This window comes from Pseudomonas sp. MH9.2, assembly GCF_034353875.1.
Taxonomy (GTDB): Bacteria; Pseudomonadota; Gammaproteobacteria; order Pseudomonadales; family Pseudomonadaceae; genus Aquipseudomonas.
In genome coordinates this window covers 1,945,948-1,959,942 of record NZ_CP133784.1, presented here as the reverse complement: position 1 = coordinate 1,959,942, position 13,995 = coordinate 1,945,948, and the positions used below count along the sequence as shown (strand labels likewise).

The following is a 13,995-nucleotide window of genomic DNA, read 5'->3' as shown; positions in this document are numbered from 1 at the left end:
GATTGTGTTGTGCGACAATCCCCGCCTTTGCACCCATCAAAAGACTCTGCGCATCTGATGACTGACGAATCGCCCTCCATCGACCAATTGCTGAGAAACCTCGACCACGCGATGATTTCTGATCGTCATCGCTTTCGTCGTCAGTTGCATGAGCTTCAAAAGAAGCCCAACGAGGCCAAGCTGGCGCAGTGGACGGCGCGCGTGCAGGCGTCTTTTGCCCAGGTCACGGCCCGGCGCGACAGCCTGCCGGTGATTCGCTACGACGACAGCCTGCCGATTGCCGCCAAGCGCGACGAGATCAAAGCGGCGTTGCTCAAGCATCAGGTGCTGATCATTGCGGGCGAAACCGGGTCAGGCAAAACCACGCAGTTGCCGAAGATCTGCCTGGAAATCGGTCGTGGGCAGCACGGCCTGATCGGTCATACCCAGCCGCGCCGGATCGCTGCCCGCAGCGTGGCAAGCCGGGTCGCCGAAGAACTGGGGACGCCGCTGGGCGCGCTGGTTGGCTATCAAGTGCGTTTCGAAGATCAAAGTGACAGCAACACCCTGATCAAGCTGATGACCGACGGTATTCTGCTGGCTGAAACCCAGCACGACCGCTACCTGGAACGCTATGACACGATCATCGTCGACGAAGCTCACGAACGCAGCCTGAACATCGACTTCCTGCTCGGCTACTTGAAAACCCTGCTGCCGCGTCGCCCTGACCTGAAACTCATCATCACCTCGGCGACCATCGACCTGCAGCGTTTCTCCGAGCATTTCAATGACGCGCCGATTGTCGAAGTCTCGGGTCGCACGTTTCCGGTGGAAACCTGGTACCGCCCTCTGACGTCCCAGCAGGACGAAGAGGGCAATGCGGTCGAGGACGACTTGACGGTCGATCAGGCGATTCTGGCGACCCTTGATGAACTGGAAGCGTTCGAGCGTAGCGAACGCAAGAGCCCCGGCGATGTGCTGGTGTTTTTGCCGGGCGAACGGGAAATCCGTGATGCCGCCGAGATGCTGCGCAAGGCCCAACTCAAACACACTGAAATCCTGCCGTTGTACGCACGCCTGTCTCCGGCTGAACAGCAGCGGATTTTCCAGTCCCATCCTGGACGGCGTGTGGTGCTGGCGACCAACGTTGCCGAAACCTCGTTGACGGTGCCAGGCATTCGCTACGTGATTGACAGCGGTACTGCGCGGATCAGCCGTTACAGCTATCGCGCCAAGGTTCAGCGTCTGCCCATCGAAGCGGTTTCGCAAGCCAGCGCCAACCAGCGCAAAGGCCGTTGCGGCCGGGTCGAGCCGGGGCTGTGCGTGCGCTTGTACAGCGAGGAGGACTTCAACGGCAGACCGGAGTTCACTGATCCGGAAATCCTGCGGACCAACCTGGCGGCCGTGATTCTGCAGATGCTCCATCTGCGTCTGGGCGAGATCACCGACTTCCCCTTTATCGAGCCACCCGATGGCAAGGCCATCAGCGACGGTTTCAACCTGTTGCAAGAGCTGTCGGCGGTCAACCGCGAGAACCAACTGACACCGCTGGGTCGCCAGTTGGCACGTTTGCCGGTGGACCCGCGCATGGGGCGCATGTTGCTGGAGGCGGCCAAACAAGGCAGCTTGCAGGAAGTCTTGATCGTTGCCAGCGCCATGTCCGTGCAGGACGTACGAGAACGTCCGCCCGAGCGGCAGCAGGCGGCGGATCAGGCCCATGCGCAATGGAAGGACATCGATTCCGACTTTGCCGGGTTGGTCAATTTGTGGCGCGGTTTTGAAGAACAACGCCTGGCCCTGACTGCCAGCCCGCTACGCAACTGGTGCCGCAAAAACTTCCTCAACTACCTGCGCCTGCGCGAGTGGCGCGATTCCCATCGGCAATTGAGCCTGATCTGCCGTGACCTGCAGTTAACGGTCAACCACGAACCGGCCGATTACACCAAGTTGCACAAGGCCGTGCTGTCGGGCTTGCTCAGCCAAATCGGGCAGAAGACCGAAGACGGTGATTACCTCGGCGCGCGCCAGCGGCGGTTCTGGATTCATCCGTCGTCCGGGCTGGGCAAGAAACGCCCGCAATGGCTGATGGCCGCCGAGCTGGTGGAGACCACCAAGCTCTACGCGCGCATGGTGGCCAAGATCGATGCGGACTGGATCGAGCCGTTGGCCGGGCACCTGATCAAGAAGAACCATTTCGAGCCGCATTGGGAGAAAAAGCGCGGCCAGGTCGTTGCGTTCGAGCAGATCACGTTGTTCGGCCTGATCGTGGTCGGTCGGCGTCCGGTGCATTACGGGCCGATCGATCCTCAGGTATCCCGTGAACTGTTTATCCGTGAAGGGCTGGTGCGTGGCGAGATTCTTTCGCGGGCTAAATGCCTGACCGCCAACACTCAGTTGCTGGAACAACTCGACGAACTGGAGGCCAAGGCCCGCCGTCGTGACATCCTGGCCGACGAAGACACGCTATTCAGTTTCTACGAAGCACGGGTCCCGGCGGAGATTCATCAAACCGCGACCTTCGACAGTTGGTACAAGGTCGAAAGCCAGAAAAATCCGCAGCTGCTGATCATGCGCGAAGAAGACGTGCTGGCCCGCGAAGCCAGCGAAATCACGGCCGCGTATTACCCGGACACCCTGCGCCTGGGCGATCTGACCCTGGCCCTGAGTTATCACTTCGAGCCCAATCATCCGCGCGACGGGGTAACCCTGCGGGTGCCCGCGCCGTTGCTGCCGGTATTGCCTGGCGAGCGTCTGGAATGGCTGGTACCGGGGTTGCTGGAAACCAAATGCATCGCGTTGGTGCGCAACCTGCCCAAGGCGGTTCGCAAAAACTTTGTGCCGGTGCCCGACTTCATCAAGGCGGCCCTGCAGCGCATCACCTTCGGCGAGGGCTCGTTGCCCCATGCGCTGGGTCGTGAATTGCTGCGCATGACCGGCGCGCGAGTGACGGACGAAGCCTGGGTCGAAGCGACCCAGCAGCTTGAAAATCACCTGAAGATGAACCTGGAAATCCTTGACGGCAGCGGGAAATTCCTCGGCGAAGGGCGTGATTTGGCCGAGTTGACCGCGCGTTTCGCCGAGGCCAGCCAAGCGGCATTGGCTGCGCCGCACACCTCGAAAAGCCAGTTGCCTGTCGAGGCCAAAATCTTCGCCCCGGTAGCCGAAAAAACCCAACAAAACATCGCGGGCCTGTCGATGACGGTTTACCCGGCGCTGGTCGAAGAGTCGGGCACGGTCAAGGAAGGGCGCTTCTCGACGCCTGCTGAGGCCGAGTATCAACACCGCCGAGCCTTGCAGCGTCTGCTGTTGCAGCAACTCGCCGAACCCGCCAAGTTCCTGCGCAGCAAATTGCCGGGGCAGACCGAACTGGCGTTGCTCCACCGCGAGCTGGGCCGGGTCGATGGGTTGATCGAAGACATTCTGTTGGCCAGCCTCGACAGCTGCATTCTCGATGGCGAAGACAGCCTGCCGCGTGACGGTGCCGGGCTGGCAGCACTGGCCGAACGCAAACGTGCCGGCTGGACCGAGCATGCTGAGCGCCTGGCGAAACTGACACTGGATATCCTGACCCTGTGGCATGGCCTGCAAAAGCGCTTCAAGGGCAAGATTGATCTGGCGCAGGCGGTAGCGCTCAACGACATCAAGTCGCAGTTGAAGTATCTGGTGTATCCGGGCTTCGTCCGCGAAACGCCTGCACAGTGGCTCAAGGAGCTGCCGCGCTATTTGAAATCCATCGAAATGCGCCTGGAAAAACTACCTGGCCAAGTGCAGAAAGACCGGGTCTGGAGCATCGAACTGGCGGGCTTGTGGGCTCAGTATCAGGCCCGCGCCAGCAAGCATGCCCAGGAAGGCAAGCGCGACGCTGAGTTGGTGCTGTATCGCTGGTGGCTGGAGGAGTATCGCGTGTCGCTGTTTGCCCAGCAGTTGGGGACAAAAATTCCGGTTTCGGACAAGCGTCTGAGTAAGCAATGGAGCCAGGTGGATGGCTGAATAGCGCGAAAATCGGGCCGATATGGCACACTTCGCACCATTGTCCGCAGGCTGTCTGATAGAACGTTGCTGACCGTGCCGACGTTTTCGCGAGTGAATTCGCGAAAACGGAAGCTCAGTCGCCGAAGGTCGGCCCGCCTGCCAAGTGATCCAACCTGAAACCCGTGCCTTAACGGGACAGTTTTTCGTACGTATTGGTACGTTTGTACCAATCTTCAAGCCCAGCAAGTCGTTGCTTGCAACGATCAATAAGAGAGGAACGACCGTGTATAACGTCGTCATCAGTGGCACTGGCCTGTATACCCCGGCCAACAGCATTTCCAACGATGAGCTGGTGCAGTCCTTCAATGCCTATGTCGCCCTGTTCAATGCCGAAAACGCGTCAGCGATTGAGCGTGGAGACGTTCAGGCGCTGACAGAGTCGAGCGCAGCTTTTATCGAAAGAGCATCCGGCATCAAAAGCCGTTTCGTCATGGACAAGGAAGGCATTCTCGATCCGCTGCGCATGGCGCCGCGTTTGCCAGAGCGCTCCAATGACGAGTGGTCGATCCTCTGCCAGATGGGCGTCGCTGCCGCCGAACAAGCCTTGCAACGTGCAGGCAAAACCGCTGCCGATATCGACGGCGTGATTGTCGCCTGCTCCAACCTGCAACGTGCTTATCCGGCGATCTCTATCGAAATTCAGGAAGCGCTGGGTGTCCAGGGTTTCGGCTTTGACATGAATGTTGCTTGTTCGTCCGCGACGTTCGGCATCCAGCAAGCGTGCAACACCGTTAAGTTGGGCCAGGCCCGGGCGGTATTGGTCATAAGCCCGGAAATCTGCACCGGCCACCTGAATTTCCGTGACCGCGACAGCCACTTTATCTTCGGCGACGCCGCTACGGCGGTGGTGATTGAACGCGCGGACCTGGCGACCTCACCGCATCAGTTCGACATTGTCAGTACCAAACTGCTGACCAAATTCTCCAACAATATTCGTAACAACTTCGGCTTCCTCAATCGCGCGGCAGAAGAGGGCATCGGTGCCCCGGACAAGCTGTTCGTTCAGGAAGGCCGCAAAGTGTTCCGTGACGTGTGCCCGATGGTGGCAGAGCTGATCGGCACCCATTTGCAGGAAAACGCTCTGGACGTCAGGGACATCAAACGTTTCTGGTTGCATCAAGCCAACCTCAGCATGAACCACTTGATTGTGAAAAAACTGCTGGGCCGCGAAGCCTCGCTGGAAGAGGCGCCAGTGATTCTCGACACTTACGCCAATACCAGCTCGGCCGGTTCAGTGATCGCGCTGCACACATACCAAGACGACTTGCCGAGTGGCGCACTGGGCGTGCTCAGCTCGTTCGGTGCTGGCTACTCAATCGGCAGCGTAATTCTGCGTAAGCATTGATCGACGATGTCTCTTTGAGGCGCCGATTGCCTATTCGGGTTAGATCGGCCGACACCTGGTGCATGGGCAGCAGGTATTCGGCAAGGATTTAGACGTGGTAACGGCGCTGTCTCGTCCGTTTTTTTTATTTCGGCTTACTCAGAGGATGCGCGATACTCGCCAGGCTTGTGTGCGATAACGCGTGGGGAATGCTGATGCCGCTACAACGTTTGGACAGCCTTTCAGCGCTGGCACCTGAGCTGTGGGATGCCTTGGTGCCCACTGCCCAGCCTTTTTTACGCCACGCCTTCCTCAGCTCACTGGAAGACAGCGGCAGCCTCGGCCCACATTCAGGTTGGCGAGCAGAACACTTGCTGCACTACGAAAACGGCCAACTGATTGCGGCGCTGCCCAGCTACCGTAAATGGCATTCCTATGGCGAGTACGTGTTTGACCACGCGTGGGCCGATGCCTGCAAACGCGCCGGTATCGACTATTACCCGAAGCTGTTGGTCGCCGTGCCGTTCAGCCCGGTGAGCGGGCCGCGTTTGCTCTCGGCGACCCCGGAAGCCGGGATTGAGCTATTGGCGAGCCTGCCCGGTTATATCGAAATCGAAAAGCTGTCGAGCGTGCACATCAACTTCACCGATCCGGTGGCCGATACCTTGCTGGCGGAACAGCAGGGTTGGTTGCAGCGGCTGGGTTGCCAGTTTCATTGGCAGAATCGTGGTTATCGCGACTTCCAGGACTTTCTCGACGCCTTGAGTTCCCGTAAGCGTAAGCAGATGCGCAAAGAACGCGAACAAGTGGCGGGGCAGGGCATTGAGTTCGAATGGCTCGAAGGCCATCAACTGAGCGAAGCGCAATGGGACTTCGTGTATGCCTGCTATGCCAACACCTATGCAGTACGTCGACAAACGCCGTACCTGACCCGCGAGTTCTTCAGCCTCCTGGCAGAGCGTATGCCCGAAGCGATCCGAGTGGTCTTGGCCAAGCAAGGCTCAAGGCCGGTGGCGATGGCGTTCAGCCTGATTGGCGGCGACAGTTTCTATGGGCGCTACTGGGGGTGTCTGGCCGAGTTCGACCGGCTGCACTTCGAGACCTGCTTTTACCAAGGCATGGATTACGCGATTGCCCATGGGGTGCAGCGTTTTGATGCCGGCGCTCAGGGCGAACACAAGTTGATTCGAGGCTTTGAACCGGTCATCACCCACTCCTGGCATTACCTGGCGCATCCAGGGTTGAAGGCGGCGGTCAGCGACTTCCTCGACCAGGAGAGCGAAGGCATCCTGGCCTACGCCGAAGAGGCTCGAGCAGCGTTGCCGTATCGGCAGGATTGAGGTTCAAGGCAGCTGATCGAGCCACCTTCAATCAATTCCGACAAACCCACCAGTCTGATGCTGCCACAGCCGCGCATACAGGCCGCCATGGGCCAGCAATTCAGCATGGGTGCCGCTCTCGGCGATCTGGCCTTTTTCCAGAACCACCAGGCGGTCCATGCGGGCGATAGTCGAGAGCCGGTGGGCGATGGCGATCACCGTTTTGCCTTGCATCAGGGTTTCCAGACTTTCCTGGATCGCCGCTTCAACCTCCGAATCCAGGGCTGAGGTCGCCTCGTCCATGATCAGGATGGGCGCGTCCTTGAGCAGTACGCGGGCAATAGCGATCCGCTGCCGTTGACCACCCGACAGTTTGACCCCGCGCTCGCCGACATGCGCGTCGAAGCCTGTGCGGCCTTCAGCGTCGGATAGCAGTGGAATAAACTCATCGGCGCGAGCCTTGCGCACCGCTTCCCACAGTTCTGCATCGGTGGCGTCGGGTTTGCCATAGAGCAAGTTGTCACGGATTGAACGGTGCAGTAGCGAGGTGTCCTGGGTGATCATGCCAATGCGTTCGCGCAGGCTTTCCTGGGCAACGTGAGAAATGTCCTGCCCATCGACCAGAATCTGCCCGCCTTGTAGGTCATACAGGCGCAGGAGCAGGTTGACCAACGTTGATTTGCCCGCGCCGGATGGCCCGATCAAGCCGATTTTTTCACCGGGTTTGATGTCCAGATTCAGGCCGTGGATGATGCCGCTGCTTTTGCCGTAGTGGAAATCGACATGCTCGAACTTCACACCGCCGCGCTCGACCTTCAATGCAGGCGCTGACTCGCGGTCGGTGACGCTGACCGGTTGAGCAATGGTTTGCAGGCCGTCCTGGACCATGCCGATGTTCTCGAAAATGCCGTTGACCACCCACATGATCCAGCCGGACATGTTGACGATGCGGATCGCCAGCCCGGTTGCCAGGGCAATGGCGCCGACCGAAATCGAGGATTGAGTCCACAACCACAGCGCCAGGCCGGTGGTGCTGACGATCAACACCCCGTTCATGGTGGTGATCACCGTGTCCATGGACGTGACCACCCGACCGGCCAGTTGGCTTTTTTCGGTCTGTTCTCTGATCGCTTCCCGAGCGTATTGCTGCTCGAAATTAGTGTGAGCGAACAGTTTGAGGGTGGTGATGTTGGTGTAGCCGTCGACAATCCGACCCATCAGCTTGGAGCGGGCCTCCGACGACACCACCGAGCGTTCTTTGACTCTCGGCACGAAGTAGCACAGGGCGAGGATGTAGCAGGCGATCCAGGCCAACAGCGGGATCATCAGGCGCCAGTCGGCTTCGGCGAACAGCACCAGCGAGCCGATGGCGTAGATCAGCACATGCCACAACGCGTCCACCGCTTGCACCGCAGAATCACGTAGCGAGTTACCGGTCTGCATGATCCGCTGGGCGATGCGTCCGGCGAAGTCGTTCTGGAAAAAGTTGAGGCTCTGTTTGAGCACATAGCTGTGGTTCTGCCAGCGAATCATGCTGGTCATGCCAGGACTGATGGTCTGATGCACCAGCAGGTCGTGCAGGCCGACGAAGATCGGTCGGAACACCAGCGCAACCACGGCCATCCAGATCAGCTCAGTGCTGTGCACACTGAAGAAATCGGCATTGGGGGTGCCTTGGGCCAGGTCGATGATCCGGCTCAGGTAACTGAACAGCGCGACTTCGATCAGGGCGCCAATCAGCCCGACCACCAACAACGCGGCGAAACTCGGCCAGACCTGACGCAGGTAATAGATGTAAAACGGCAGGACTTGGTTCGGTGGGGCGGCAGTGGGGGCGTCGCGGAAAATATCGATCAGTTGTTCAAAACGACGATAGAACATTGGTTCTGACGCCCGCCGCGGCGGGCTCTCCTTGCAGGTGAAAAACTTCCCTCATCACACCGCCTGCCTCCGACGTTGCTCACGGCGGTTTCAGGCGGCCCGATGTGCATCGACTTAGTCGATACGTTTGGCTGACTTAATCAACACAGGGGTTGAGGGTACGTTTTGCATGCCTTTTTGGGTGCTGGTAGGCGTCTGAGCGATCTGGTCGACCACGTCCATGCCTTTGATGACTTTACCGAACACCGCATAACCGAAGTCGCGAGCGCCGTTGTCGAGCATGTCATTGTCTTTGTGGTTGATGAAAAACTGGCTAGTGGCCGAGTTTACGTCCGACGTCCGCGCCATTGCGATCGTGCCGCGCACGTTGTGCAGGCCGTTGTTGGCTTCGTTCTTGATCGGGTCTTTGGTCGGTTTTTGTACCATGTACTGATTAAACCCGCCGCCCTGAATCATGAAGCCCGGAATGACCCGGTGAAAGATGGTGTTGGCGTAGAAGCCGCTGTCGACATAGCCCAGGAAGTTCTGGGTGCTGATCGGCGCCTTGGTGTCTTCAAGCTCGATGACGATCTCGCCCATGTCGGTGGTCAGCAGCACGTGGGTCGGCTTGGCGGTCGGTTGTGCGGCCATCAGATTGGCGGCGAACAGCACGGAACAAGCGGCGAGGACGATTTTTTTCAGCATGGGTCAGTGATCCTGGGTAGTGGTTTCGACTGCAAAAAAGCAATTCATGCGGGTGCGATCAAGGGCACAAGGTAAGCACGTTTGGGTTTTTTTGGACAGTGCCGGGCGCACTGTCCGAACGGATAGCGCCCGGATGGAGGTGCCCCCTACGGTTCACTCATCGCCCTGAAGCCGCTTCAGCGTCATCGACAAATGCCAGCAGTTCCCGGTTGAATGCTTCAGGTTGATCCAGCGGCGTGGCGTGCCGGGAGTCCTTGATCACCACCAGTCGAGCCTGGCGGATCAGGCCCACGTAAGCTTCTTTCAAGGCCACCGGGGTGTAATCGTGATCAGCGCTGACGATCAGGGTCGGGCAACTGATTCGTGACAGTTTTTCCTGCACGCCCCAACCGACGATGGCATCGAAACTGGCGAGATAAGCGCGTTTGTCGTTTTGCCCCCAGCGCTCGGCGATTTTGTTGCGCAGGTCGGCTTGCTCGGGTTTGGGGAACAGGGTCTGGCCCAGGCCCTTGCCGATGGCGGACATGCTGAACAGCCGCCCCAGGCCCCAGCGTTTAGCCCATTGCAAGCCGTCGTTGGCGGTTTTGAGTTTGACTTGTGGCGCGCTGTTCACGATGCACAGGCTTTTGAGCAAGGACGGGTGATCGACCGCCAATTGAAAGCCGATCATACCGCCCATCGACAATCCGACCAGGTGCACCGGCCCCAGCTGCAAATGTTCAATCAGCGCTTCGACGTCGGCGGCGAAACCGGGAATGCTGTAGCGCTCGTTGGGCTTGTCGGAGCGACCGTGGCCGCGCATGTCCATGACAATGACGCGGTAGCGCGCGGCCAGGGTCGGGATCTGGTATTCCCAGTCCTGGCAGCTTGAACCCAGGCCGTGCACCAATAGCAGCGGCGAACCCTGACCATATTCTTCGTAGTGCAATGAACAGCCGTCATGCTCAAAAAAGGCCATGGTCGATTTCCCTGTCAGGCTTGTTGTGGGGCCGCAAATGCGGCGCTCAGCGGGGCCGTGTCGAAGGTGCGGATCAGGTCGATCAGAATCTGCGTCGCGGGCCCCAGCGATTTGTCCTTGCTCGAGTAAAGATAGAACACCGGATGACGGCTGCCGCCTTGATCCAGCGGCAGGGCTTTGAGTGTGCCTTCCTGGAGTTCACGCTCGATCACGTGCCGTGGCAGCCAGGCGAAGCCCAAACCGCTGCTGACGAAGGTTGCGGCGGTTGCTAGGCTACCAACCGTCCAGCGTTGTTCAGCGCCCAGCCAGCCGACGTCGCGGGGCTGTTGACGGCCGGAGTCGCGGATCACGACTTGCAGGTGACTTTCCAGGTCCTGGAAATTCAACTCGCGATTCATTTGATGCAGCGGGTGCTCAGGGTGAGCGACGGCGACGAACTCGACGGCGCTCATTTCGGTCCCCAGGTACCCAGGGATACTGAAGCCGCTAATGGCCAGATCGGCGACGCCTTCAAGGAGCACTTCTTCGACCCCGGACAACACTTCCTCGCGTAACCGCACGCGGCAGCCACGGCTTTGCGGCATGAACGCGGTCAAGGCACGCACCAGTCGCGCGTTAGGGTAGGCTGCATCGACCACTAGCCGTACCTCTGCCTCCCAGCCTTGTTCCATATGGTGGGCCAGGTCCTCCAGTTGGCTGGCCTGCTTGACCAACTGCCGGGAGCGACGCAAGAGCACCCCGCCAGCGTCGGTCAACACCGCTTTACGCCCGTCGATACGCAATAACGGCACGCCAAGCTGGTCTTGCATCCGGGCCACGGTGTAGCTCACGGAAGACTGTGAGCGGTGCAAGGCTTCGGCCGCTTGGGCGAAGCCACCGTGGTCGACCACCGCTTGCAGTGTCCGCCATTGATCCAGGGTCACGCGGGGCGCTTTCATCACTCGCTCCTCTTGTCTAAGCTGGCACTCCAAATTGGAGACTGCCGAATGAAAAAATTCTGTTGTGTGTTGTTGGCATTGTTGCCCGTCACTGCTTTCGCGTATCCGATTGACGTGGAAAAGGAATACAACGGTGCCCAGGTCGACTACACAAGCCACGATACCGACTACGACATGGGCGCTATTACGCTGCACAACTATGGTGCTTCTGATGCGCAGTGCACGGTGGTGTTCAGCAATGGCCCCGAAGCACCACGTACTCGGCGGGTGCAGATCCCTCCTAAAAGCAGTGTGGATGTCTCAGCCAAGTTCAGCCGCAGCATCATCAAACTGCGGATCAAGCTGACCTGCGCGCCTAAATAGAACGCTCACTCGGGGCTGCTTCCGCTCTTGAGCGAGAGTAATGCCCCGTTTTCGATAAAACAATTTATTAGATGGTTTGTAGCAGGTTTTTACGCTTTTTAATCGATTCGCTCCTGTTTAACCTTCACTCCATCGACTCAAGACACTCTTCGATGGAGGCAACATCCCATGTCCCGCGTACTGATCATTGAAAGCAGCGCCCGCCAGCAAGACTCGGTCTCACGCCAATTGACCCAGCAATTCATCAGCCAATGGCAGGTTGCGCATCCGGCGGATCAGATAACCGTGCGTGACCTGGCGATCAACCCTGTGCCGCATCTGGATTCAACCTTGCTCGGAGGCTGGATGAAACCAGCCGAGCAACGCAATGAAACCGAGCAACTGGCCCTTGAGCGCTCCACTCAGCTGACGGATGAACTGGTCGCAGCCGATGTGTTGGTGTTGGCCGCGCCCATGTACAACTTTGCGATCCCCAGCACCCTCAAAGCCTGGTTCGACCATGTGCTGCGTGCTGGCGTGACCTTTAAATACGGCGAGACAGGTCCTCAGGGGCTGCTCATCGGCAAACGTGCCTATGTGTTGACCGCTCGTGGCGGTATCTATGCGGGCAGCAGCCTCGACCATCAGGAGCCCTACCTGCGTCAAGTGCTCGGTTTTGTCGGCATCCACGACGTCACCTTCATCCACGCCGAAGGCCTGAACATGGGCGGTGACTTCCTCGAGAAAGGCCTGAATCAGGCCAAAGCAAAACTCGCCCAGGTCGCCTGACCCCCGCGCTCCACCGACTTCCCTTGGTACCTGTTGCTCCTTAGGTGCACTGCCCGATCATCCTTTTGTGCTGATCGGGCTTTTTATTGCCTGTCTGATCCCGAAACGCTAAGGTCGCCGCCACTGAAAAGGGGCGAGCATGGGCTATCTATTATTCGTGACGCTGATTCAGGCGTTTTCGTTCAACCTGATTGGCGTGTACCTGGCAGGGCACGTTGACAGCTACTTCGCGGTGCTGATTCGGGTGGTCTTGGCCGGGTTAGTGTTTATTCCGCTGACACGCTGGCGTCAGGTCGAACCCGGCTTCATGCGCGGCATGCTACTGATTGGCGCCTTGCAGTTCGGGGTCACCTACGTGTGCCTGTACTTGAGCTTTCGCGTGCTGACCGTGCCCGAAGTGCTGTTATTCACCATTCTCACGCCGTTGCACGTAACCCTGATCGAAGACGCACTGAATCGCCGTTTCAACCCTTGGGCCTTGTTGGCGGCGTTGGTCGCTGTACTGGGCGCCGGAGTCATTCGCTACGACGGGATCGACTCTGACTTCTTCGGCGGTTTTCTGTTGTTGCAGGTGGCCAACTTCACCTACGCCGCCGGGCAAGTGTTGTACAAGCATCTGGTGGCACGCTACCCGAGTGATCTGCCTCATTACCGCAGGTTCGGCTATTTCTACCTGGGGGCACTGGCCGTCGCCTTGCCGGCGTTCCTGTTGTTTGGTAATACGCAGCATTTGCCCGAAGCTCCCCAACAATGGATCGTGTTGTTATTCCTGGGGCTGTGCTCTACAGCGCTGGGCATGTACTGGTGGAACAAAGGCGCGTGCCTGGTCAACGGCGGCACCCTGGCGGTCATGAACAACCTGCACGTGCCGGTGGGGTTGCTGATCAACCTGTTGCTGTGGAATCAGCACGAAAACCTGGGCCGGTTGTTCGTGGGCGGGATGGTCATCGTGGGGTCGGTGTGGATCAGTCGATGGGGCGCCAGGCGCCAGGGTGCCGTTGCTAATCGGCTGATTTAGCGTTGCCTGTCCATCCAGCCCGAAAATCCATACCGCTGGGCTGTTGATACAGGCTCAGGCCAAACTCTGGCATCACCGCCAGCAGGTAATCGAAGATGTCGCCCTGAATTCGCTCGTAGTCGGCCCAGGCGGTGGTCCGAGTGAAGCAGTAGATTTCCAGGGGGATGCCCTGTGCGGTGGCCTGCATCTGCCGGACCATGCAGGTCATGTCCGGCTGGATATCCGGGTGGCTGTGCAGATAAGCCAGCGCATAGGCGCGGAATGTACCGATATTGGTCATGCGTCGACGGTTGGCGGACAGTGCTGCGACGTTGCCTTGGGCTTCGTTCCAGCTCTTCAGTTCGGCCTGTTTACGGCCGATGTAATCAGTCAGCAGATGGATCTGGGTGAGTTTGAGCTCTTCGTCATCGCGCACGAAACGCACGCCGCTGGCATCAATGAACAGGCTGCGTTTGATCCGGCGTCCGCCGGATTGCTGCATGCCGCGCCAGTTTTTGAACGACTCGGACATCATTCGCCAAGTCGGAATCGAGACGATGGTTTTATCAAAAAATAGTATTAGTGAGTTAAAACAGAAAAATGGACAGTGGATATCAATTAAATCATTGGCTTATGTTTTTTTACTGTCCGTCCATTTCTTTAATTTTTGATGGACTGTTTGCCGCACCGGATTGGTTGACGCCCTGTAATATCTGAAAATATGTGTTGGAGAGAAAGCTGTAGAGGGCCAG

At 58.6% G+C, this 13,995-nt stretch carries 10 protein-coding genes and 1 pseudogene; 6 read left to right on the top strand and 5 right to left on the bottom strand.

What is annotated here, in order from left to right; all coding sequences use genetic code 11:
• Positions 1 to 57: 57 nt before the first annotated feature.
• From hrpA to RHM55_RS09175, 3 genes are all read left to right on the top strand, one after another.
• A complete protein-coding gene (gene hrpA, locus RHM55_RS09185) occupies positions 58 to 3,969 on the top strand; it encodes an ATP-dependent RNA helicase HrpA (RefSeq protein ID WP_322181315.1) in 3,912 nt (1,303 codons plus the stop codon).
• Positions 3,970 to 4,234: 265 nt separating this feature from the next.
• A complete protein-coding gene (locus RHM55_RS09180; protein ID WP_322181312.1) occupies positions 4,235 to 5,356 on the top strand; it encodes a beta-ketoacyl-ACP synthase III in 1,122 nt (373 codons plus the stop codon).
• A 194-nt stretch (positions 5,357 to 5,550) separates the two neighbouring features.
• Positions 5,551 to 6,675: a GNAT family N-acetyltransferase gene (locus RHM55_RS09175; RefSeq protein ID WP_322181310.1), complete on the top strand. Its 1,125-nt coding sequence runs from the start codon at positions 5,551 to 5,553 to the stop codon at positions 6,673 to 6,675.
• 27 nt (positions 6,676 to 6,702) lie between these two features.
• Here the strand turns inward: RHM55_RS09175 and RHM55_RS09170 are convergent, their stop codons facing one another.
• The 4 genes from RHM55_RS09170 to RHM55_RS09155 all read right to left on the bottom strand — a co-directional run bounded on the left by RHM55_RS09170 (position 6,703) and on the right by RHM55_RS09155 (position 11,115).
• Entirely contained in the window at positions 6,703 to 8,535 is a 1,833-nt protein-coding gene (locus tag RHM55_RS09170; RefSeq protein ID WP_322181308.1) for an ABC transporter ATP-binding protein, read from the bottom strand.
• Positions 8,536 to 8,649: 114 nt separating this feature from the next.
• On the bottom strand, positions 8,650 to 9,219 hold the full coding sequence (locus RHM55_RS09165; RefSeq protein WP_322181306.1) for a peptidylprolyl isomerase: 570 nt from the start codon (positions 9,217 to 9,219) through the stop codon (positions 8,650 to 8,652).
• 157 nt (positions 9,220 to 9,376) lie between these two features.
• Positions 9,377 to 10,177, bottom strand: coding sequence for an alpha/beta hydrolase (locus RHM55_RS09160; protein ID WP_322181304.1), 801 nt, complete (start codon positions 10,175 to 10,177; stop codon positions 9,377 to 9,379).
• Between the two features lie 14 nt (positions 10,178 to 10,191).
• Positions 10,192 to 11,115 (bottom strand): LysR family transcriptional regulator, encoded by a 924-nt coding sequence (locus RHM55_RS09155; protein WP_322181301.1) that lies wholly within the window; start codon positions 11,113 to 11,115, stop codon positions 10,192 to 10,194.
• Positions 11,116 to 11,163: 48 nt separating this feature from the next.
• On the opposite strand from RHM55_RS09155, the gene RHM55_RS09150 reads away from it, so the two are divergent.
• From RHM55_RS09150 to RHM55_RS09140, 3 genes are all read left to right on the top strand, one after another.
• A complete protein-coding gene (locus RHM55_RS09150; protein ID WP_322181299.1) occupies positions 11,164 to 11,478 on the top strand; it encodes a 3-phosphoglycerate kinase in 315 nt (104 codons plus the stop codon).
• Positions 11,479 to 11,646: 168 nt separating this feature from the next.
• On the top strand, positions 11,647 to 12,246 hold the full coding sequence (locus RHM55_RS09145; RefSeq protein WP_322181297.1) for an FMN-dependent NADH-azoreductase: 600 nt from the start codon (positions 11,647 to 11,649) through the stop codon (positions 12,244 to 12,246).
• A 139-nt stretch (positions 12,247 to 12,385) separates the two neighbouring features.
• Complete coding sequence (locus RHM55_RS09140; RefSeq protein ID WP_322181295.1) at positions 12,386 to 13,264, top strand: carboxylate/amino acid/amine transporter; 879 nt, start codon at positions 12,386 to 12,388, stop codon at positions 13,262 to 13,264.
• Here the strand turns inward: RHM55_RS09140 and RHM55_RS09135 are convergent.
• A pseudogene (locus RHM55_RS09135) lies at positions 13,248 to 13,814 on the bottom strand (mechanosensitive ion channel family protein); the annotation flags it as partial. The gene RHM55_RS09140 and the pseudogene RHM55_RS09135 overlap by 17 nt on opposite strands.
• Between the last annotated feature and the right edge of the window lie 181 nt (positions 13,815 to 13,995).